Raw genomic sequence first — 21,585 nt, 5'->3', positions numbered from 1 at the left:
TTTTAACTGATACCTATACGCAGGTTAAACATCCATATGCAAATAATTCATCGTTTAATGCCTGGGGCAAAAGCGTAGATGGTTATGAAATTATAGACCATGTATTTGTTACTAAGGGTTTTAAAGCCGACAAATGGGGGATTCTTACCGATACTTATCATGGTAAGTTTGTTTCAGATCATTTCCCAATTCTGGTAAATGTAACATTAGTAAAATAATCTATTAACCACTAAGAGGCCATAACATTTTATAATGGTATGGCCTCTTTTTTGTTGGGTATTTTACTATGGTAAAAGACAATACAAGCAGATTTAGTAACAGAGTTGAAGACTATGTTAAATATCGCCCGGGATATCCGGTAGAGATCATCAATTTCCTTCAGTCTAAGTTTGGTTTATCTCCGGATAAAATTATTGCAGATATTGGAGCTGGCACAGGAATTTCTGCTGAACTATTTCTTAATTCAGGATATGAGGTTTTTGCTGTTGAACCAAATACGGAGATGAGAGAGAAGGCTATTGAACTTCTTGGACATCTTCCAGCATTTCATGCAGTAGATGGGACCGCGGAAAACACGAAGTTAGAAACCGATAGTATTGATGCTGTAGTAGCTGGCCAGGCCTTTCACTGGTTTGACAGGGATGCGGCGCGAGCTGAGTTTAGCAGGATATTAAAACCAAAGGGTTTAGTTGTACTTATCTGGAACGAAAGAAAAACTACATCTGCCTTTGAGGTTGCATATGATGAACTGATCATTAAGCATGGAAAGGACTATGTGAAGGTAGATCACAGAAATATTGATGAAATCAAAATCGGAGAATTCTATGCTCCAGAGTCTTTTTCCTATCATCTTTTTCAGAACAAACAGGTTTTTGATTTTTATGGATTGCAGGGGAGATTATTTTCATCCTCTTATATGCCTGCCAGAGGAGAAAATGGTTACGAAGCAATGGTTACAGACTTGAAACAGCTTTTTGAGGACTATAAAGAAGATAATTCAATTACCATTAATTACGATACCAAAGTATATATCGGTAAGGTTTGAAGTAATCATGTGGACTTCGGGTGCTGTCTCTCTGATTCTGACTTGCTTCTGAGTTAACCTAACACCAAAGCCAGACTTTCTTATGTTAATCTTAACCTTAGAACGAACATGAACTTAAGATTAACTGAAGAGGAACCGAAGTAATATACAAGAGGATGAAAAGGCACTACAGAGGCAGGACAGAACCAGATATAAGCCATCATGAAATTTCTAAAGCAATGGGGAGAGCAATCTTGCTGCTTTTTCCAATAATTTCTTGTACACAGGGCGTGAATTCCAATAAACAGGATTAATTTTTAATGCATCTTTCAAATCCCGGTAAAAAATATCGCTTAATTCCGTGGCAATTGGAGTATCGTAAACAATTGCATTTACTTCAAAGTTAAGATCGAAGCTTCTGAAATCCATATTAGCAGTACCAACCATAGCTATCTTTTTATCTGTAACCATTGTTTTTGCATGTACAAAACCTTTTTGATATTGATATATTTCTACACCGGCACTTAGTAGCTCACTATAATAGGATCTGGCGGCAGAGTTTACAAGTATAGAATCTGATACTCCTGGTACTAAAAGTTTAACAGAGATTCCACTTAGAGAGGCAATAATCAATGCATCCAATAAGCTTTCGCCAGGAATAAAGTAAGGGCTTGTTATGAGTATTTCGCTGGTTGCAAGATTGATGGCCTGAATGATAGAGAACAAGATGGTTGGTGATTCGGAGTCGGGGCCACTGGCCGCAATCTGAACAACTTTATTATCGTTTACTGTTTGCAGAGGCTTGGGAGGAAAAAAATCTGTATTGGGCTGAAGCAATTCATCTGCACAGAAATTCCAGTCGCATAAGAATAGGTATTGCAGATATTGTGCTCCCGGACCATCAATTCGGAGATGTGTATCACGCCAATAAAGTTTCTCTGATCCATTGTTAATATATCGGTCGCTAACATTTATGCCACCTACGAAAGCAGTAACGCCATCAATTACAATTATTTTACGGTGGTTCCGGTAATTGAGACGGTTGGCAAAAAGCATAAAATGCACTTTTAAGAAAGGAAAGGCTTCTACACCGTTCTCTACCAATCTTGGAACTAGCTTTTTGCGGATGCTGCGGCTTCCGAAATCATCATAAATAAAACGAACTGTAACCCCTTCCTTCGCTTTTTCAATCAAAGCTTGTTCAATTGCGTGGCCTATTTCATCATCCTCATAGATATAGTATTCAATATGGATATGGTGTTTTGCACTTTTAATTGCATTTAATACTTCCGGAAATTTTTGCTCACCATTGATCAGTAGTTTTAAAGCATTTTTTGAAGTTAATGGACTCATAGAATCCTTTAATATCATAAATGCCAATTCCTTGTTGCCAAGAACAGCATTGCCATTTTCCTTAAAAGTGAGCTCTGAATACTGAAGTATGTCGTGCCTGAATTTATTTGCCAGATCATCGTTGCCATAAAGTTTTTTGCTATACATTTTTCTGTGTCGGTAATTGATACCGAAAAAGAAATAGAAGAGCATCCCAAAAAAAGGGACAAATATGGCAAACAACAAATATGCGAGGCTTTTGGTTGTGCTTCTGGTATCGTATATAATGCGCAGACAAACAAAGATTAAAAGAACAACGTAAATGATTTCTGAAATCAGCAGCCAGTCCATAATAGTGATAAGCAGTTAAAACGAATAGATATGTAGTAAGTTAATAATTCCTGACCAATAAATAGATGAATAAATTATATTTACGGTAACAACACACAAGAACCAAACCTAAGAACCAAATAATGAAAACATTAACTCTTTTGGCGTTATTTTCTTTTTCTATTGCTATGCATGCCAGTGCGCAATTAGAAAAAACTGCATTTCAGACAGGTAGTGCCTGGAAACCCGAAATAGATGTACGGTCTGATATTGCAATTGTTTACGGGGCAAATGACAGGCAGGGTATGACGTTTCAGGAGCGCGTAAACTCATGGAGAGACCATGGCTACCAAACACACTTTATGACAGGGATAGCATGGGGGGAGTATCAGGACTATTTTTTAGGTAAATGGGATGGTAAAAATCATCAGGATATTGGCCAGGTAGAAAGAAATGGAAATGTGATTTGGCATGGGGGAGGTGTGCCCTACATAGTGCCCGTACAGTCTTTTCTTGAATATATGAAAACGGCTATCATTAAAAAGGTAATTGACGCCGGCATAACTTCCATTTATTTAGAGGAACCGGAATTTTGGGCAAGAGCAGGATATAGCGAGGTGTTTAAACAAGAGTGGAAAAAGTACTATGGTTTTGACTGGAGGCCACAACATGAGTCGGCAGAGAATACCTATTTATCAAACAAACTAAAGTACCATTTGTATTATGAGGCAATTAAGGATGTTTCCTCGTATGCCAAATCGTATGGTAAAACGAAAGGGTTAGCTATAAAAGTTTACATCGCCACGCATTCACTGGTTAACTATTCGTCATGGCAAATAGTTAGTCCGGAGGCGAGTTTGGCTTCTTTGCCAGGGATTGATGGATACATTGCCCAGGTGTGGACAGGGACATCCCGTGAGCCAACATATTTTGATGGACAGAGGAAAGAACGGGTATTTGAAAATGCCTTTCTTGAATATGGTTCTATGGTTTCTATGACGGCACCTACTGGTAGAAAAATGTTCTTCCTTACAGATCCTATTGAAGATTGGCCACGCGATTGGAGTGATTATAAGCTTAATTATCAGGCCACATTTACAGCTAAGTTGTTGTATCCAATGGTTAATAACTATGAAGTAATGCCATGGCCGGAACGTATTTATACCAGACCTTACAAGTTGGCGAACAGCAAAGAGGCGGTGTTAATTCCTAAGTATTATTCTACTCAGATGCAGGTGATGGTTAATGCGTTAAATGATATGCCACTGTCAGAAAATAAGGTTACAGGCAAAAATGGTATTGGTGTTTTGATGGGCAATAGTCTAATGTTCCAACGCTTTCCTGATCATAAGGGATATGAAGATCCACAGTTTTCTAACTTTTATGGCCAAACATTGCCATTGCTAAAAAAAGGAGTACCTGTACAAACAGTGCACATGGAGAATCTTTCTTTTAAGGGGACGCTTAAAGACATAAAGGTATTAATAGTTAGTTACTCAAACATGAAGCCTGTTTCGGCTGAGGTACATAAGTACATTGCAGATTGGGTTAAAGGTGGTGGTGTTCTGTTCTATTGTGGACGCGATGATGATCCTTATCAATCAGTTATGGAATGGTGGAATACGAAGGGCAATCAATTTAAAGTCCCTTCAGATCATTTGTTTAGCTTAATGAATGTAAAGCCGATTAAGAATAAAAAGGTATCGGTAGGTAAAGGGGCAGTTTATTTGATTAAACAAAATCCTAAAGAGTTTGTGTTAAATGCCAATTCGGCAAATACTTATCTTGACCTTGTTAAACATGCTTATGAATTTGATGCAAAAGCAGGGGAGCTATCCTTTAAAAACAATCTTTACTTGCAAAGAGGTCCGTATGATATTGTTTCCGTAATGGACGAATCTTTAAGTAATGAGCCATATAAAATTAAAGGTCCTGTTATAGATCTTTTTGATCCAAATCTTCCTGTACTTTCAGAGAAGGTGATTAAACCAGGGGAACAAGCCCTTTTATACAATATACTGCGTGTAAAAGATAAAACTAAGGCTATGGTTTTAGCTACAGCATCAAGGATATATGATGAAGTAAGGAATGGAAGAGCATATTCATTTATATGTAAAAGCCCTGCAAAAACGGTAAACAGTATTCGTGTTTTACTTCCCGCTAAGCCTGTAAAGTGTGCTGTTTTAAGCAATAATGGTGAGGAAATAGCCGATGTAAATACTTCATGGGATGAAAGCTCAAATACCCTTTATCTGGGTTTTAATAATAGTCCGGATGGGATAAAAGTAAACCTTACCTGGTAATTGGCAACTAACGCGCGAATATTTCAAACAACCTGCGATAAGCATTGTTGTTAAAATAAAAAAATCATGATCACACCAGAAAACAACATACCTCTTGATGATTCTGAAAATTCAGAAGCAGAGGATCAGCAAAGTCAAAAAGACATTCATTCAAATGGTTTGGATGATACCTTTGAAGAAGAGAAAGTAGAACAGCCGGAAATAGAATTGTTCGAGCAAGCCTCTAAGGCTTCAGAAGCATCTTATACTTTAGAGCCTGAAAAGGGAATAGCGCCGAAAAAGGAAGGTAAATGATGAAAGTTTTAATTCTACTTGTTGTCCTTATCTGCAGCGCAATTGTTGGTAGGGGGCAGGTAGCATCTGTAAACTCTATAATGAAGGAGGTTGAAAAAAGCTATCATGCAGGCGAATATGAGGCTACATTAATCCAATTGGAGCAGGCACAAAAAATAGCAAGGAAAATAACCCCTGCTATTTTGTATTGGAGGATTTTAGCACAAAAAGCCTTATTGCCTGGGGTTAAAGATCCGGCATTTTATACCAATATGAAGAAGTTTGAAGAGCTGGAAATGCTAAGGGAAAATTGTAATTTTTACTTGAAAAGTTATGGGGAATTGCCAGCTCTTAGTGAACAACGTAATAAAGTATATGAGGTGCAGCRGAGTTTGAAAGGCTATCCAGTGGCAAAAGTAGAGTTCGATGAGATTATGCACCTGAAGAATGCGGTGAAGTCGAATCATTAAGAGACAGCGTTTACTTTATTGCCAATTCCTGTTCTTCGTGAAGGAGGATGCTATCTCTAATTGAATTCAGTAAAGTCAGGTCTACTTTGCAGTCCAAACTTTGTCTGCAATGCCTGCGATCCTCTTTATCAATTTCAATTGTTCCAATTCTTTCCTGACGGTCATCATAGATCTGATATTGTTTGTTTTTGATCGCTTTTATATTTAAAAAGCGACCGAAGGGCTTATTATCAGCAACTTCAATTCTAAACTGTTCCATAATATTTTGGTTTAATGTACCCCCTTTAACAAACCAAACAAAAGATTGTTCCTGAAAAATAGCTGTTTTTGCATTAATTTTGTTGCTTAACCTGTTTATAATGATTTCATTAACCCGAACCACTTCTGATAATCCAGATTTCAAGTCATTAGTACTGCTACTCGATAAAGAACTAGCCATCCGCGATGGCGATGATCATGCGTTTTATTCTCAGTATAACAAAATAGTAAATATCAAAAATGTTGTAATTGCTTATGATAATGGTAAGCCGGTTGGCTGTGGTGCTTTTAAGCCATTTGAAGCCAATGCAGTAGAGATAAAAAGAATGTATGTAAACGAAGATTCCAGAGGCAAGAGGATTGCGAGGCGGATTTTATCAGAACTTGAGTTGTGGGCAGTTGAAATAGGGTATGATAGTTTTGTTCTGGAAACGGGATTAAAGCAACCTGAAGCTATTTCATTATATAAAAATATGGGATATGAAATTATACCTAACTATGGCCAGTACCAGGGTGTAGAAAACAGTGTTTGTTTTCAAAAACAAGGCTAACCGCTTACTATTGGAGTCGGGTCTTTTTATATTCAGTAGGGGTCATTCCGTATTTGTTCTTAAAAATGGTGGAGAAATAAGTAGGTGAGGATATACCAACCATATAAGTGATTTCGGAAATGGAATACTCTTCGTTGTTTAAATAGTACTTAGCTTTTTTAAGTCGCCTGTTCAGAATGTAATCTGTTATACTACAGTTTAATAATGCTTTAATTTTACGGTACAGTTGAACTCTGGATATGCCTATTGCTTTGCTGATGTCATCAACGCTGAAATGCTCATTGCCTAGGTTGTGTTCTACAATGCCGGCAAAGTCATTTAGAAACTTTTTGTCAATCACATTCGTAATTGTTCTTTTAACGCCCGATGAGGAGATGTCGCTTGTATAATGCTCTTTTAAAATAACCCGGTTTTTGATCAGATTTTCTACATTTGCTTGCAAGTATTCGAAGTTAAATGGTTTCGTGATATACACATCTGCCATGCTCTGTATACCATTTACTTGCTGCTCTATGCTGCCTTGCGCAGTTAATAATATAATTGGAATGTGTGAGGTACGAATATCAGATTTGAGTTGCTGAGTCAGGTTTTTTCCGGATATACCTGGCACAACAACATCAGTAATGATCAGGTCTGGAATTTTTTCGTATGCTTCTGCCAATCCATTCGTACCTGTAGATGCTGTAAATATTTCATAGGTTCCCTCAAATTTATCCGTTAAATAATCCAGGAGATCCTGATTGTCCTCAATAATTAATATGGATTGATCTTTAATGTGCTCAAATGAACGATCTTTTTCTTTGATGGCCGCATGATCATGTTCTGTAGTGTATATTTTTATCTGATCATAAAGTTTTGCACTTTGCTGTTCCTGTGCAACTTTTTCTTCGGCAGTAAGGTGAGTGTCTCCTAATGGAAGTGCTATTCTAAATGTTGTTCCCTGCCACTTTTGGCTGTTTACAGAGATATCGCCTTTGTGTAAAAGAATCAATTCTTTTGAAAGAGATAACCCTAAACCCGAACCTCTACTGTAATTTACATCCGATTGATAGAACTGATCAAAAATATGTTTAAGCTCTATGTCAGTCATTCCCACTCCATTATCTTCTACATCAATATGAACAGTATCTTCAGTTTTGCTTATTGTAATGTATATTCTCCCGTTATCGCTGGTAAATTTTAAAGCATTGCTTAGTAGGTTAAATATCACTTTATCAAGGATGTTTACATCAAACCAAACTACTCCCGGACTTTCTTTAATCACTAGTCTCAAGTCTATATTTCGTTTTTCAGCACTGTGTTTAAAGCTATCCAGGATTTCTTTTATAAAATCTATTATGTTATTGGCAGTGGCATGCAGCTTGAATTTTTTATGCTCAATTTTCCGGTAGTCCATCAATTGATTTACTAACCGAAGTAGCCTATACACGTTTTTATTAATTAGCTTAAGATTATTACCTGCGGATGTTTTTATCCGTTCATTTTTAAGCAGATCTTCCAGAGGTGATAAGATCAGTGTTAGAGGTGTTCTGAATTCGTGAGATATATTGGTAAAAAAATTAAGTTTAGCTTCGGTTGCGGCCTGAGCTTTTTCCGACATTTCAATCAACTGATTGCGTTGGTTTAAGATCTCAGCATTCTTTAGCTCCAAACTTTTATTGATTTTTCTATTCTCCAGTAAGGCGTGAAAGGCTAATCCCCCGAACACAACCGCTAATACAAGGGTAATCACAATGAAATTCAATACCAATCTTTGGCTATTGTATACCTTGAATTGGTCTGCCAGTAAAGTCTGTTGCCGTTCAATATCATTTTGCTGACTGCTTATTCTTGCCCATTGAAGCTTCATTAATTGTACATTGCTGCTATCGATAACCACAGTTTGCAGAATATTCTCTTTAGAGAATGATTCTCTGTTCAGGATCCTCATGGCTATATTGATAGCTTCTTTACCTCCGGTAGGGTAAAGTACACTGGCAGTAAGCGTTTTGTTACTCACCAGGTTTAGCCCACCGCCATTGCCGGGCAAGGCATCAACACCAACAACTTGTATGCGTTTATTCAGATTAAGCTTTTGAAGTACCCTGCGGGTGCTTGTTGCCATTACATCATTATGCGCAAATATGGCATCAACATTTTTAAGTTTATCCTTGTTTTTAAGTAGTTGAACCTCTGTGTTTTCACCAAGCCAGTCGCCATAAAACTGCCCATTTACTTTAATTTGAGGATGCTTTTTAAGTGCGTCCATAAATCCCCTGTCACGCTCAATAGCAGGAGAGGAGCCGGGCAGTCCCATTACCTCTACAACATTTCCTGAACCTTTTAGACTGTTTGCCAGATATTCGCCGGCAATTTTACCAACCTGATAATTCTCTGCACCAACATAAGCAGTATAAAGTGGCGATGAAGTTTTACGATCGATAACGATTACTGGAATTCCCTTGTTATAGGTCTCTTCAACGATTTTAGTTAATGGAAGGGCTTCGTTTGGAGAAATAATAAGTAAATCAATACCCTCTTCAATCATTTGTTTTACCTGGTCTATCTGCTTGCTGCTGCTGTTATTGGCATCGGCATAACTTAATTTAGTTCCAGGACGCAGCGAAAGCTCGGTTTTCATCTCATCGAGCATTGTTTTTCGCCACAAGTCAGATCCAACACATTGCGAAAAGCCAATTTTATACTCAGGCGTTTCCTTTTTATCTGAGCATCCTATTAAAGGTAATATCAGCCCAAATACAACTACGATCAGCATTGTAATCTGGTACTTAAAAAGACTTTTAAAATCGACTGAATTGCTCATTTATTTGGTTGGTAACTAAGTACTAATCAATAAAGCTATAAATTATATAGCTCATTTAAAAATTTCGAACATGCAGCTGCAATAAGCAGTGTAACGAGAGTTAAAGAATTATGTAACCAGATTTAATGTAGGGGAAATTACTTCCTTTGTTTGTTTTTAATCGTTTGATTATCAGTGGTTTTGTTTGTGTTTGATTTTTTAAAGAATTTGATGTAAGAATCATAACACCTGCTTCTGATTTACCTCTAATTTGCAATCATTAACCATTTATAAATCGAACTTCATGAAAAAAAATTCAGTGCTTGCCTGGTCGGTAGTAGTAGCATTAGGCGGGTTTCTTTTTGGCTTTGATACCGCAGTGATATCAGGAGCCGAGAAATCAATTCAACAATATTGGAATCTTTCTGTATTTGAACATGGGCTAACCATTTCAATAGCCTTAATAGGTACTGTGATAGGCTCATTACTTGGCTCCAGACCATCTGATAAGTTCGGCCGCAAAAACACTTTGTATTTTGTTGCAGTAGTTTACTTGTTGTCATCATTAGGAACTGCATTGGCAGATAACTGGTATGTTTTTCTTGTATTCAGATTTATCGGAGGTTTGGGAGTCGGCACATCCTCAGTAACGGCTCCAATTTATATATCAGAAATTTCGCCGGCCGACAGACGTGGCCGTTTGGTAGGATTGTTCCAGTTTAACGTAGTACTTGGAATTCTGATCTCTTACCTTTCAAATTACCTGATTAGCCAGGGTGGAGAATCATCGTGGCGCTGGATGTTGGGTGTGCAAGCTGTACCATCTTTAGTTTTCCTGATCCTAATTAAGTTTATTCCCGAAAGTCCACGTTGGCTTATCCTTAAAAAAGGAGCTACTGAAAAGGCACTGGAAATATTAAGGATCATTAACCCGCTGAACTGTGAGGCTGAGTTAGCGGCAATTAAGGGATCAGAAAAGAAATTGGGAGAATCTTCAAAAAACAAGGAAAGTTTGTTCTCTGGTCAGTATTCGAAACCTGTGATATTTGCCGTGCTGTTTGCGTTTTTTAATCAGGTGTCGGGTATTAATGCCATTATCTATTATGCGCCCAGGATTTTTGAAATGGCCGGACTTGGTGCACATTCCTCGCTGTTATCAACAGTTGGAATTGGGCTGATTAATTTTGCATTTACCTTATTAGCATTAAATTTTATAGATAAAGTTGGTCGCCGTGTATTGATGTTAATCGGGTCTTTTGGCCTTATCGCTTCCTTATTTTTAGTGGCCTTTACATTTTATACCGAGCGCTTTAGTGGTATGGCTATTCCCATCTATATGATGGTGTTTATTGCTTTTTTTGCATTTTCTCAGGGAGCGGTTATTTGGGTGTTTATTTCAGAAATCTTCCCAAATCAGGTGAGGGCAAAAGGGCAAACCTTGGGCAGCTCTACGCACTGGGTAATGGCCGCTCTGGTTGCTTTTTACTTCCCTTATTTTGCCGAAACTTTTGGAGGTGCGGTAACTTTTAGCTTTTTCGGCACCATGATGGTTTTACAATTGTTATTTGTATGGCGCTTTATGCCTGAGACAAAAGGAAAATCATTGGAGAGCATCGGCGACAATATTGTTTTACATTAAATTTTAAACTATGAAACAAGAAATATCTTTAACGGCAGAAGCAGTGTGCTATGGAGAAATACTTTGGGACGTTTTGCCTGATGGTCCTCAGCCGGGTGGCGCACCTTTAAATGTTGCTTATCACCTCAATAAATTAGGTGTAGCATCTGGTTTGATTAGCAGAATTGGTGATGACAACAATGGGCATAAGCTGGAAGAACTGATGGGCAATTGGGGGATCAACAGGAGCTTCCTGCAAACCGACAAAGAGCACGCTACCAGTGAAGTGCTTGCCAGAATGAACAATGGGAATGAGGTGACTTATGAGATTGTTTTTCCGGTTGCCTGGGATTTTATTAATGAAGCAAATGAGTTAAAGGAACAAATAAAGCCAGCAAAATATTTCGTTTATGGTAGCCTGGCTTCCAGAAATGATACCTCCAGAAATACGCTTATCGAATTGTTGGATACTGATGCAATAAAAGTTTTTGATATCAATATTCGTCCGCCTTTTATTAATCATTCATTGTTAGAAATTCTATTAACTAAAGCAGACATTGTGAAGTTTAATGAGGCAGAGTTGAGTATGGTGCAGACTATGTTTAGCGGTTCATTTGAGGGAGAACCACAGATGGTTAAGTTTATCCAAAACCGTTTTAATGTCCCCGAAATCGTTGTTACTAAAGGAGAGTTTGGCGCTTCGTATTACAAGAATGATGAAGCACATCATATTTGGGGCAACGAGATAAAAGTAACGGATACGATTGGTAGTGGCGATTCTTTTCTGGCTGCTTTTATTGCCAGTCATTACCTTAAAGATCAACCTAAAGATATATTAATGAAAGCGATAGCCATGGGCGGGTTTATTGCAACCAAAAAAGGAGGCTGTCCTCAGTATGATATTGCCGAGTACATTCAGTTCAGAGATCAAATATTTAAACAGAAATAACCTAAACAACAACCAAATATTTAAACCATAACCAAATAAATCATGAGAAAATTTTTCTTGCTATGCAGCTTGCTGCTCATAGCGATAAGCGCGAGCTTTGGGCAAACCAGAGTCATTAGCGGAAAGGTAACTGATGGAGAATCAGTGCCTTTGGAGGCGGTGACAGTAGCAATTCCAGGTACTAAAACTACGGTTCTTACTGATCAGAACGGGAATTTCAAGATCAGCGCAGAGAACGGACAAGCGATAAAGTTTATTTATATGGGCGCAGATCCATATAGCTACACTATCACTGCAGACTCACAAAATATTCAGATCAAACTAAATGTTGCAAGTACCAGTTTGAATCAGGTAGTAGTAACCGGATATCAGAAAGAACGTAAGAAGGACATTACCGGGGCAGTAAATGTAGTAGACGTGAAAGGTATTAAAGATATACCAGTCGGGAATCCTGTTAAGTCTCTCCAGGGACGTGTGCCGGGTGTTTTTATCACTACAGATGGTTCTCCATCAGGCGGTGCTACTGTGAGGATTAGAGGCATCGGAACCTTAGGTAATAATGATCCACTTTATGTAATAGATGGTGTGCCATCGAAGAGAGGTTTGCAGGAATTAAATCCTAATGATATTGAATCTATTCAGGTTTTAAAAGACGCTTCTTCATCTACAATTTACGGTTCAAGAGCTGCGAACGGGGTAATCATTATCACTACTAAGAAAGCCAGGGCAGGATATTCAAAAATTGACGTAAATGTTTCTGCTTCTATTCAGAATTACGCTACCAAATTAAAAACCCTGGATGCAGAAGGCAGAGGCAGGGCTTACTGGCAGGCAGCCGTTAATGATAAAGCGGATCCGAATAAACATCAGATCTATCAGTTTGACTGGAATAATGATGTGAATAACCCAGTTTTAAATAAAGTTATTTATCCTGAGTTTATTGATAATGCTAAGACCATGAGGCCTGCCAATACAGATTGGTTTGATGCCATCTCACAAAATTCAATTATTCAATCGTATGATGTTGCCTTGAGCAATGGCAACGAAAAAGGAAATACCATGTTTTCTTTAGGCTATTACCAAAACAAGGGAATTGTAAAGTCTTCTAAAAACGACAAGTTTACTGCTAGGCTAAACACCGACTTTAATTTTTTAAATTCCAAGCTTAAAATAGGAGAAAATCTTACTGCCAGCTACATTAAAAATGCACTTACCCCGGTGAGTGATATTCTGTTTACATCGCTTGTACAGCAGCCAATTGTGCCGATACACACCATAGATGGTGGGTGGGGTGGGCCTGCCTCGGGTATGACCGACAGGCAAAACCCGGTGAGATTGATAGAAGATAACAGGCAAAATTCAAGCAGTTTCTATCGTATTATGGGAAATGTATATGCTGATTATAGTATTATTCCTGGATTAAACTTACGTACAAGCCTGGGGGTAGATTATAATGGAACTTACCAAAGGACATTGCGTAAATCATACATCTCCGGGTTTTTAGCAGATCCGTCTAATCAGGTCACTAATTCACAAAATTACGATGGTAACATAGTTTGGCAAAACACGCTGAACTACAAACTAACCAGTAATAAACATCAGGTGGAATTTTTGCTTGGTCATGAGCAGATTAAAAACATCAATCAATCATTCCTTGCCAGCAGACAGGGGCTAGCCTTAGAAACTATAGATTACGCTTATCTGGGTGCTGCAACAGGCAATACCTTAAATGAGGGAATAGGATCCGGAAATGCGCTGCTCAGTGGTTCCGGACAATTGCCATCAGGTTTTACTTCAATACAAAGGGGGAACAATGCCCTGAAATGGGAATCTTTACAGGAATCTAATTTCGGTTTGGATTTTGGCTTGTTAAACAACAAAATCACAGGTTCATTTGACTATTTTATTAAAAATACCTCCGATATTTTAATTAAACCTGCTTATCTGGCTGTTTTGGGTGATGGGGGTAGTAAATACATCAATGGGGCTTCGATGCGTAACAAAGGATTTGATGCCTTACTGTCTTACGATAACAAATTTTCTGATGATTTTTCAATGAATCTGACGGGTAATTTTTCATTGTACCGAAACGAAGTTACTTATTTGCCAGAGGATGTTTTAGCTTCTTACCCGGGCAATGGAACCGATAAAACTGTTTTGAACAGACCAATTAATTCATTTTTTGGGTATATCGCCGATGGCTTGTTTCAAAATGCAGACGAAGTAAATTCTTCGGCAGCTCAACCTGGAAAAGGAATTGGCCGGATCAGGTATAAAGATTTAAACGGAGATAATGTTATAGATGATAAGGACAGAGATTTTATTGGTAATGCCAGCCCTAAATTTACTTATGGTTTAAACGCTTCCTTTACATACAAAGACTTTGATCTTAGCTTCTTTGTGCAGGCAATTAGCATCAAGGTAACAAATGAATTTAAAACTTATACTGATTTTTCATCCTTGTGGACAGGGACAAACTGGGGCCAGAGAACTCTTGATGCATGGACTCCGTCTAACCAATCCTCAACCATTCCTGCACTTACCTTAATTGATAATAATAACGAGGGCAGGTCATCAACCTATTTTATTGAAGATGGTTCGGTTCTTGGTGTCCTTCTTACGTCTTGTAAAAAGGTACTTGACGAACCAGCACAGGGAGTTGCTTCTGGTGAAGAACTGAATACTCCCGAAAATGTTGACAAGATGGTAATTGCAGCTTACTCATCTTTAGGAAACGACCATTATACCTCACCTTATTCAAGCATGTGGCCATACGGTAGCGTTAGAGGTGGAGATACTTATAAAGGAGGAGATGGACCAGGGGATTTGTCTGAATTCCATCTTTTTGAAACCTTTGTTACAAATAGGGTAGATAATGGTTTGTTGGATCAGTTGTGGTTTAGGCTTTATGTAGGTGTTGGAAGGGTTAATGACGCCTTAAAAAGAGTAAATGCTTTGTCTGATGCGGATTATCCTAAAAAAGCAGAAAGACAAGGAGAACTAAAGTTCCTGAGAGGCCATTACTACTTCCTGCTTAAAATCCTTTTTAAATATGTACCATTTATTGATGAAACACTTGTAAAAGAGGATTATCCAACAGTTTCTAACAGGGCATTAAGTAATGAAGAGTTGTGGGACAAGATTGCATCAGATTTTAAAGATGCAGCCGCTGTGCTTCCACCAGATCAAAGTGACAAAGGCCGGCCAAATAAATTTACTGCAAAGGCTTATTTAGCTAAAGCGCTTTTATATCAGGCGTACATTCAGGACGAAAGCAATACAGTAACTTCCATAAGCTCTGAAAAATTAACAGAGGTTAATGCTTTATGTGATGAGGTAATTGCATCCGGCAGATATCATTTAAGTGATGATTTTGCTAATAATTTTCTGTCTTCAACCGAAAATGGACCAGAGTCCGTGTTTGCTATTCAGTATTCGAAAGATGATGGAACACCTAAGGGGCGGCTTGACTATGGACACGCGCTTAATTACCCAATGAACCAGGATTATGGCTGCTGCGGATTTAATGTGCCTAGCCATGATTTGATTAACTCATTTAAAACTGATGCAAATGGTTTGCCAATGTTTGGCACCTACAACGATGTTGATGTTGCAGCGTCACTTGATTTTCAGACCAGCACTTTTGATCCTCGTTTAGATCATACTGTTGCTAAACCCGGAGCTCCTTTTAAGTATAAAACAGATTTTATATTTGAACGATTTTGGGCAAGGGCTCCTGCAGTTTATGATGCATTTGCAAGTTTAAAAGAGGCGGTATTGCCAGGTGATGCTTCTTTTCAGAAAATTCCGCCATTTATGTCGAGCTCTAAAAACTGGGAGATTATTCGTTATTCAGATGTACTTCTTTGGAAAGCTGAAGCGCTTATAGAACTTGGTAGACAAGATGAGGCTTACCCGTTGATAAATCAGGTAAGGGATCGTTCATCAAAAAGTAAAGCACTTCTTAAACTTGCTAACGGAAATCCAACCTCGAACTATAATGTTCAGCTATATCAGCCGGGCGTAAACTGTACATGGACTCAGGAATATGCCAGAAAGGCGCTTCGCTTTGAAAGAAGGATTGAGTTCGCAACTGAAGGCTATCATTTCTTCGATCTGGTACGCTGGGGCGTAGCGGCGCAAACCATGAACGCTTATTTTAACATAGAAAAATCAAGAGCCAACCATTTGGCTACCGCTAAATTTACAGCCGCAAGAGATGAGTATTTTCCAATTCCATTAAATCAGGTTAATTTTAGCAAAGGCTTATACCAACAAAATAAGGGTTGGTAATGGATTTAAAATATTATTATTACATAAACATACAATTTAACCTAAATAACTAAACGATGAAATCAATTTTAAAAGCCATACTTACCACGGGGCTAATGTTGTACTGCAGTATCTCAATTTTTGCAGCAGATATTTCTATTAAGATCACTAAGAAATACCTCAACTTACCTATATCTCAACGCCAGGATAGGGGAATAATGACATTTGAAATAGCGGGTAAACAAGAACGCTCATTTAAAATAAGATTGGCAACAGGGGAACCTGAGTACTGGGTTTTTAGCGACGTATCTGCTTATAAAGGAAAAACTATAAAAATAAGCTATGATGGTGATGCTACAGGACTTAGCAAAATCTATCAGGACGATAAGATTGCTGGTCAGGATTCTTTGTATCATGAGAAAAATCGCCCTCAGTTTCATTTTACTACAAGGAGGGGATGGGTTAATGATCCAAATGGATTGATATATTATGAAGGTGAATACCACTTGTTTTATCAGCACAATCCTTATGAGAGAGAATGGGAAAATATGTCGTGGGGGCATGCTGTGAGTAAAGATCTTGTACATTGGGAAGAGCTCGCGGTGGCTTTACATCCTGATAAGTTAGGTACTATGTTTTCTGGATCTGCTGTGATTGATTATGATAATACTGCAGGTTTTAATAAAGGAAAAATACCTGCAATGGTTGCTTTCTATACTGCCGACAATGCAGATAGAGAAATTCAATGTGTTGCTTACAGCTTGGACAAAGGCCGTACCTGGACTAAATATGAAAAAAATCCAGTTATAGACTCTAAGGAGAAATGGAATAGTAGAGATACACGCGATCCTAAGGTTTTCTGGTATAAACCAGGTAAACATTGGGTAATGGCTTTAAATGAGCGCGATGGTCATTCTATTTATACTTCTAAAAACTTAAAGGAGTGGAATTTTGAAAGTCATGTTACCGGATTTTGGGAATGTCCGGACCTTTTTGAATTGCCAGTTGATGGAGATAAAAATAAGACCAAATGGGTGATGTATGGTGCATCGGGTACTTATATGATTGGTTCATTTGATGGAAAAGCTTTTACTCCTGAAACAGGTAAGCTTTTATATACAACAGGGTCTATTTATGCGGCTCAAACCTATTCTAATATCCCTGAAAGTGACGGCAGACGTATTCAGATAGGCTGGGGAAGAGTAGCGCAACCGGGTATGGCTTTTAACAACATGATGTTATTGCCTACAGAACTGAAACTTCACTCAACAAAAAATGGAATTAGGTTGTATAATTTGCCTGTAAGTGAGACTGAACAATTGTTTGAACGTACAAACCAATGGGCTGGTTTAAAATCTGATGATGCAAATCAGAAACTTAAGGAATTCAATAGCGCTGATAAAATACGCATTAAAACTACCTTTAAGCTTTCGCATGCGACTAGTGCCGGGTTTAATTTATTTGGTCAGCGTATTATTGATTATGATATGAACAATAATACAATTAATGGGGTTTTCTATTCACCTGCAGATATGACCAGCATGGAGCTAACAGCTGATATTTATGTTGACAGAACATCTATAGAGGTGTTTATTGATGGTGGTGCTTACTCTTATTCAATGGAAAGAAAACCGGTTGATGATAATAAAGAGGGTTTCCATTTCTGGGGGAACAATATTGATGTTAAAAACCTGGAAGTGTATTCAGCTAAGTCTATCTGGAAATAGTTCTATTTAGAAATGGTGTACGTTTACAGTAATCGGGCCTGATGCGCCATTTTTTATAAAACAAGCTATTTTTTGTTTGTTCTCCCTTAGAAAAACGGTATCTGTAAGGGGCGGAGCCAAAGCATTTAATCCTTCTCCTTTTGAACCATGGCAATTTTGGCAATGTTTAATGTAAAGATCACGGCCGTTTGCATAATAGATGTCTTGCTTTAGCTGTTCTGAGCTTTGACAAGAATAGATCATTGTAGCAATTGTGATCAGAAATAATGTGCTTATTATTAATTTACGCATAACTACTTCTTATCTTCTGCTAGTAAAACCGGGATATCTTTGGTAAGCTGTGCAACCTGCTCGGGGTTAGTTCCGTCATAAGCTCCACGTATACGTTTTTGCTTATCAATTAAGATTAGCCAACCCTGGTGTACATATCCCTCCTTAGCTGTGCTATCTTCAATTACTGCAACCAGATAATCCTTTTCCGCGATCTTGTAGATGCTGTCTTTTGAGCCATAAGCAAATTGCCATTTTGGGCCATCTACGCCTAGTTTTTGCGCATACTTCTTTAAAACTGATGGATGATCGTATTTAAAATCGATGGTGTGTGAAAGGAACATCACATCAGGATTGTCTTTGTATTTGTCGAATATGGTTTTCATGCTGCGGTGCATGGTAGGGCATATAGTTGTACACGAAGTGAAAAAGAAATCAGCTATATAAATTTTATCTTTAAAAGTATCGTTGTTAATAAGGGTGCTGTCCTGATTTAAGAAGCTAAATGCAGGTATAGTTTTATATACCGTATCAACGCTGGTTGATCCATCTGCATTTTTAACTGTTGCTGCTTCTCTGGGGCCTAAAATAGGAAGCTTTTTTTGATCCTGACAAGAGGCCAGAAACACTATGCTACCAAATAAAAATGCGGATAAAATGGATCGGTTAAATTTCATAATAATGCTTTTAGAATGTTGCAAAGGTACACTACTCAAAAATTAATATGTAATGTGTGGGTAATAAAATGTAAGTTTGCAGCTTATAAGTTCTTTACTTTAATTCTTCATCAACCGGAGAGGTTTTACTTAATTGTAGATTAATAGGGAATCGTGTGTAAATCACGAACTGTCGCGCAACTGTAAGTAACACAAAGGTTTTTACCCTTAGAGTATCCACTGTTCCAGTTATGGAATGGGAAGGATGGTAAAAATGTTACAAGTCAGGAGACCTGCCTTCACCGAATTGACAATGCTTTCGCGATTTGAAGCACAAGTCAGGTATGATGTATTGACGTCCGTCATATCGACGGTAGGAGATATCCCTTGTTTATGTCAGGAGGTCTCTCTCTGCGTGCGAGATGACGGCATCTTGAGTACATCTTTTCCTTTCTTAATCTTCTTTATTTCTATTGCATTGCGAAGTTCAGCAAAGGGCTTTTAACTGATTTTTTCAATTAAATGCAAGAAAAATGCTAACAAACAATCTAGGCTATCCGCGAATTGGTAGCAACAGAGAACTCAAAAAAGCCTGCGAGCAGTATTGGTCGGGCAAAACAACAATTCAAAACCTGGTGCAGGTTGGAAGAAACATCCGTCAGCAAAATTGGGAATTACAAAAGCAAGCGGGTATTGATTTAGTTCCCAGTAACGACTTTTCATTCTATGACCAGGTATTAGATCTTTCGTTAACAGTTGGGGCAATCCCTAAGCGTTATCACGAGGTTATTTTAAATAAAGGCAATTCAGAATTAGACCTTTATTTTGCAATGGCCAGAGGCTATCAGAAAGACAACTTGGATATTACGGCCATGGAAATGACCAAATGGTTTGACACTAACTATCATTATATTGTTCCCGAATTTGTAAAGGATCAGCAGTTTAAACTGTTTTCGACCAAGATATTAGATGAATATAATGAGAGTAAAAGACTAGGCATTAAAACCAAACCTGTAATTATTGGTCCGGTTACCTACCTTTTGCTTGGTAAAGAAAAGGAAGCCGGGTTTGAAAGGATAGACCTTATTAAAAATCTGCTTCCGGTATATATCGATATTTTAAAGAAACTGGAAGAGCAACATGTTGAATGGGTACAGTTTGATGAGCCTTTTCTCTCTTTAGATTTAACAGATAAAGATAAAGCAGCTTATAAATATGTGTATGCGGAAATAAAAAAGCAATTTCCTAATCTTAAAACGTTGCTTACTACCTATTTTGAAGCTTTAAAAGACAATAAGGAATTAGCAACATCGTTACCGGTTACTGCATTGCATATTGATCTTGTGCGAAATCCGGAGCAATTACAACCTGTTTTGGATGTTATTCCTTCTAATTTAATTTTATCAGTTGGCGTTGTTGATGGTAGAAACATTTGGAAAAATGATTTTAAAACCTCATTGGCTTTAATTGAAACTGCACAAGCTAATATTGGTATTAAAAGATTGATTATTAGCCCATCGTGCTCGCTTATACACTCACCATGTGATCTTGAACTGGAAACAAATGAATCTGTTTTAACCCCAGAGATTAAGCAATGGCTTTCGTTTGCTAAGCAAAAGGTAGATGAAATTGTCACTTTAAAACAATTAGTTAATGGAGAAGAGGCGGCAGCCGAAAAACTGGCGGAGAATATTAATGCGAATGAAAACCGCAAAACTTCTTCCTTAATCCATAATCAGGCGGTAAAACAAAGAGTTGCTGGTATAACTACTAAAGATGAAAATCGGGAAAATGCTTTCGCAATTCGTAAAGAAGCACAGCATAAGGCATTAAAACTTCCTTTGTTCCCAACAACAACTATAGGGTCATTTCCGCAAACACCTGAGGTAAGAAGTTGGAGAGCTAAATATAAAAAGGGCGATTTAACTCTTGCAGAATACGACGCGTTAATTGAAAAGGAAACTGAAGAAACGATTCGTTTTCAGGAAGAATCGGGTATTGATGTTTTAGTACACGGCGAGTTTGAACGCAATGATATGGTTGAATACTTTGGTGAGCAACTTGCAGGTTTTACATTTACTAAAAATGGATGGGTGCAGAGTTATGGTAGCAGATGTGTAAAACCACCAGTAATCTATGGTGATGTGCATCGACCGAAACCGATGACTGTTAGGTGGTCAGCATATGCGCAATCACTTAGTGATAAGTGGGTTAAGGGAATGCTTACTGGTCCGGTAACTATTTTGCAATGGTCATTTGTTAGAAATGATCAGCCCAGATCAGAAACCTGTACACAGATTGCGCTTGCAATTAGAGATGAGGTTGTGGATCTTGAAAAGGCAGGGATTAAGATCATACAGATCGATGAACCCGCTATCCGCGAAGGTTTACCATTGCGTAAGGCCGATTGGCAAAATTATTTGCATTGGGCAGTTAGGGCGTTCCGTATCTCAGCAAGTGGGGTCGAAGATGAAACTCAGATTCATACCCATATGTGCTATTCTGAATTTAATGACATCATTCAGAACATCGCCGATATGGATGCTGATGTAATTACGATAGAGTGTTCAAGATCACAGATGGAATTATTAGATGCCTTTGCTGATTTTAAATATCCAAATGAAATTGGTCCGGGTGTTTACGACATCCATTCGCCAAKGGTTCCGAGCAAAGAAGAGATGGTTTTACTACTTGAAAAGGCCAAATCTGTTATTCCGGCAGCCCAACTTTGGGTGAATCCTGACTGCGGTTTAAAGACCCGCCACTGGGA

The 21,585-nt window shown here is 38.1% G+C and carries 15 protein-coding genes, 1 pseudogene and 1 riboswitch; of the genes and pseudogenes, 11 read left to right on the top strand and 5 right to left on the bottom strand.

Annotated elements, in window-relative coordinates; translation table 11 throughout:
- Nucleotides 1-218, top strand: a pseudogene (locus AC1DG9_RS14275) (endonuclease/exonuclease/phosphatase family protein); the annotation flags it as partial.
- A 68-nt stretch (nt 219-286) separates the two neighbouring features.
- Complete coding sequence (locus tag AC1DG9_RS14270) at nt 287-1,045, top strand: class I SAM-dependent methyltransferase (RefSeq protein WP_172660388.1); 759 nt, start codon at nt 287-289, stop codon at nt 1,043-1,045.
- 210 nt (nt 1,046-1,255) lie between these two features.
- On the opposite strand, the gene cls is transcribed toward AC1DG9_RS14270, so the two are convergent.
- A complete protein-coding gene (cls, locus tag AC1DG9_RS14265) occupies nt 1,256-2,707 on the bottom strand; it encodes a cardiolipin synthase (protein WP_172660387.1) in 1,452 nt (483 codons plus the stop codon).
- A 122-nt stretch (nt 2,708-2,829) separates the two neighbouring features.
- Here cls and AC1DG9_RS14260 point away from each other — a divergent pair, with 122 nt between their 5' ends.
- From AC1DG9_RS14260 to AC1DG9_RS14250, 3 genes are all read left to right on the top strand, one after another.
- Nucleotides 2,830-4,989: a hypothetical protein gene (locus AC1DG9_RS14260; protein ID WP_288882824.1), complete on the top strand. Its 2,160-nt coding sequence runs from the start codon at nt 2,830-2,832 to the stop codon at nt 4,987-4,989.
- Nucleotides 4,990-5,055: 66 nt separating this feature from the next.
- On the top strand, nt 5,056-5,283 hold the full coding sequence (locus tag AC1DG9_RS14255; RefSeq protein ID WP_172660385.1) for a hypothetical protein: 228 nt from the start codon (nt 5,056-5,058) through the stop codon (nt 5,281-5,283).
- Nucleotides 5,280-5,732: a hypothetical protein gene (locus AC1DG9_RS14250; protein ID WP_477634778.1), complete on the top strand. Its 453-nt coding sequence runs from the start codon at nt 5,280-5,282 to the stop codon at nt 5,730-5,732. Before AC1DG9_RS14255 ends, AC1DG9_RS14250 begins: the two co-directional genes overlap by 4 nt.
- 10 nt (nt 5,733-5,742) lie before the next feature.
- Here the strand turns inward: AC1DG9_RS14250 and AC1DG9_RS14245 are convergent, their stop codons facing one another.
- Nucleotides 5,743-5,991 carry a hypothetical protein gene (locus AC1DG9_RS14245; RefSeq protein ID WP_172660383.1) on the bottom strand — a complete coding sequence of 83 codons (249 nt, stop codon included), beginning with the start codon at nt 5,989-5,991 and terminating at the stop codon, nt 5,743-5,745.
- A 100-nt stretch (nt 5,992-6,091) separates the two neighbouring features.
- Here AC1DG9_RS14245 and AC1DG9_RS14240 point away from each other — a divergent pair, with 100 nt between their 5' ends.
- Nucleotides 6,092-6,541, top strand: coding sequence for a GNAT family N-acetyltransferase (locus AC1DG9_RS14240; protein ID WP_288882822.1), 450 nt, complete (start codon nt 6,092-6,094; stop codon nt 6,539-6,541).
- 7 nt (nt 6,542-6,548) lie between these two features.
- Here the strand turns inward: AC1DG9_RS14240 and AC1DG9_RS14235 are convergent, their stop codons facing one another.
- Entirely contained in the window at nt 6,549-9,344 is a 2,796-nt protein-coding gene (locus AC1DG9_RS14235) for a substrate-binding domain-containing protein (RefSeq protein ID WP_288882821.1), read from the bottom strand.
- 283 nt (nt 9,345-9,627) lie between these two features.
- Here AC1DG9_RS14235 and AC1DG9_RS14230 point away from each other — a divergent pair, with 283 nt between their 5' ends.
- The 4 genes from AC1DG9_RS14230 to AC1DG9_RS14215 are packed head-to-tail and all read left to right on the top strand — an operon-like array spanning nt 9,628 to nt 17,889.
- Nucleotides 9,628-10,962 (top strand): sugar porter family MFS transporter, encoded by a 1,335-nt coding sequence (locus AC1DG9_RS14230; protein ID WP_172660381.1) that lies wholly within the window; start codon nt 9,628-9,630, stop codon nt 10,960-10,962.
- Between the two features lie 10 nt (nt 10,963-10,972).
- A complete protein-coding gene (locus AC1DG9_RS14225; protein WP_172660380.1) occupies nt 10,973-11,890 on the top strand; it encodes a carbohydrate kinase family protein in 918 nt (305 codons plus the stop codon).
- Nucleotides 11,891-11,932: 42 nt separating this feature from the next.
- Nucleotides 11,933-16,183: a SusC/RagA family TonB-linked outer membrane protein gene (locus AC1DG9_RS14220; protein WP_477634777.1), complete on the top strand. Its 4,251-nt coding sequence runs from the start codon at nt 11,933-11,935 to the stop codon at nt 16,181-16,183.
- Nucleotides 16,184-16,239: 56 nt separating this feature from the next.
- Complete coding sequence (locus AC1DG9_RS14215; protein ID WP_172660377.1) at nt 16,240-17,889, top strand: glycoside hydrolase family 32 protein; 1,650 nt, start codon at nt 16,240-16,242, stop codon at nt 17,887-17,889.
- A 6-nt stretch (nt 17,890-17,895) separates the two neighbouring features.
- On the opposite strand, the gene AC1DG9_RS14210 is transcribed toward AC1DG9_RS14215, so the two are convergent.
- Nucleotides 17,896-18,180, bottom strand: a complete 285-nt coding sequence (locus tag AC1DG9_RS14210) for a c-type cytochrome (protein WP_477634776.1) — start codon at nt 18,178-18,180, stop codon at nt 17,896-17,898.
- Nucleotides 18,181-18,182: 2 nt separating this feature from the next.
- Nucleotides 18,183-18,836 (bottom strand): SCO family protein, encoded by a 654-nt coding sequence (locus AC1DG9_RS14205; protein WP_337717953.1) that lies wholly within the window; start codon nt 18,834-18,836, stop codon nt 18,183-18,185.
- 103 nt (nt 18,837-18,939) lie between these two features.
- Nucleotides 18,940-19,130: riboswitch (cobalamin riboswitch) on the top strand.
- A gap of 218 nt (nt 19,131-19,348) precedes the next feature.
- On the opposite strand from AC1DG9_RS14205, the gene metE reads away from it, so the two are divergent.
- Nucleotides 19,349-21,585: 5-methyltetrahydropteroyltriglutamate--homocysteine S-methyltransferase (metE, locus tag AC1DG9_RS14200; RefSeq protein ID WP_477634775.1), on the top strand; the 2,237-nt coding region annotated here is incomplete at its 3' end.

Source organism: Pedobacter sp. 05L430, assembly GCF_056397585.1.
Note: the sequence above shows the minus strand (reverse complement) of the source record. Positions and strands in the feature narration are given on the sequence as shown.

What these genes read in the sequence shown, in the direction of transcription:
- AC1DG9_RS14270 (WP_172660388.1), top strand. Translation starts at nt 287, where the DNA reads ATGGTAAAAGACAATACAAGCAGATTTAGTAACAGAGTTGAAGACTAT.
- cls (WP_172660387.1), bottom strand. Translation starts at nt 2,707, where the DNA reads ATGGACTGGCTGCTGATTTCAGAAATCATTTACGTTGTTCTTTTAATC.
- AC1DG9_RS14260 (WP_288882824.1), top strand. Translation starts at nt 2,830, where the DNA reads ATGAAAACATTAACTCTTTTGGCGTTATTTTCTTTTTCTATTGCTATG.
- AC1DG9_RS14255 (WP_172660385.1), top strand. Translation starts at nt 5,056, where the DNA reads ATGATCACACCAGAAAACAACATACCTCTTGATGATTCTGAAAATTCA.
- AC1DG9_RS14245 (WP_172660383.1), bottom strand. Translation starts at nt 5,991, where the DNA reads ATGGAACAGTTTAGAATTGAAGTTGCTGATAATAAGCCCTTCGGTCGC.
- AC1DG9_RS14240 (WP_288882822.1), top strand. Translation starts at nt 6,092, where the DNA reads ATGATTTCATTAACCCGAACCACTTCTGATAATCCAGATTTCAAGTCA.
- AC1DG9_RS14235 (WP_288882821.1), bottom strand. Translation starts at nt 9,344, where the DNA reads ATGAGCAATTCAGTCGATTTTAAAAGTCTTTTTAAGTACCAGATTACA.
- AC1DG9_RS14230 (WP_172660381.1), top strand. Translation starts at nt 9,628, where the DNA reads ATGAAAAAAAATTCAGTGCTTGCCTGGTCGGTAGTAGTAGCATTAGGC.
- AC1DG9_RS14225 (WP_172660380.1), top strand. Translation starts at nt 10,973, where the DNA reads ATGAAACAAGAAATATCTTTAACGGCAGAAGCAGTGTGCTATGGAGAA.
- AC1DG9_RS14220 (WP_477634777.1), top strand. Translation starts at nt 11,933, where the DNA reads ATGAGAAAATTTTTCTTGCTATGCAGCTTGCTGCTCATAGCGATAAGC.
- AC1DG9_RS14215 (WP_172660377.1), top strand. Translation starts at nt 16,240, where the DNA reads ATGAAATCAATTTTAAAAGCCATACTTACCACGGGGCTAATGTTGTAC.
- AC1DG9_RS14210 (WP_477634776.1), bottom strand. Translation starts at nt 18,180, where the DNA reads ATGCGTAAATTAATAATAAGCACATTATTTCTGATCACAATTGCTACA.
- AC1DG9_RS14205 (WP_337717953.1), bottom strand. Translation starts at nt 18,836, where the DNA reads ATGAAATTTAACCGATCCATTTTATCCGCATTTTTATTTGGTAGCATA.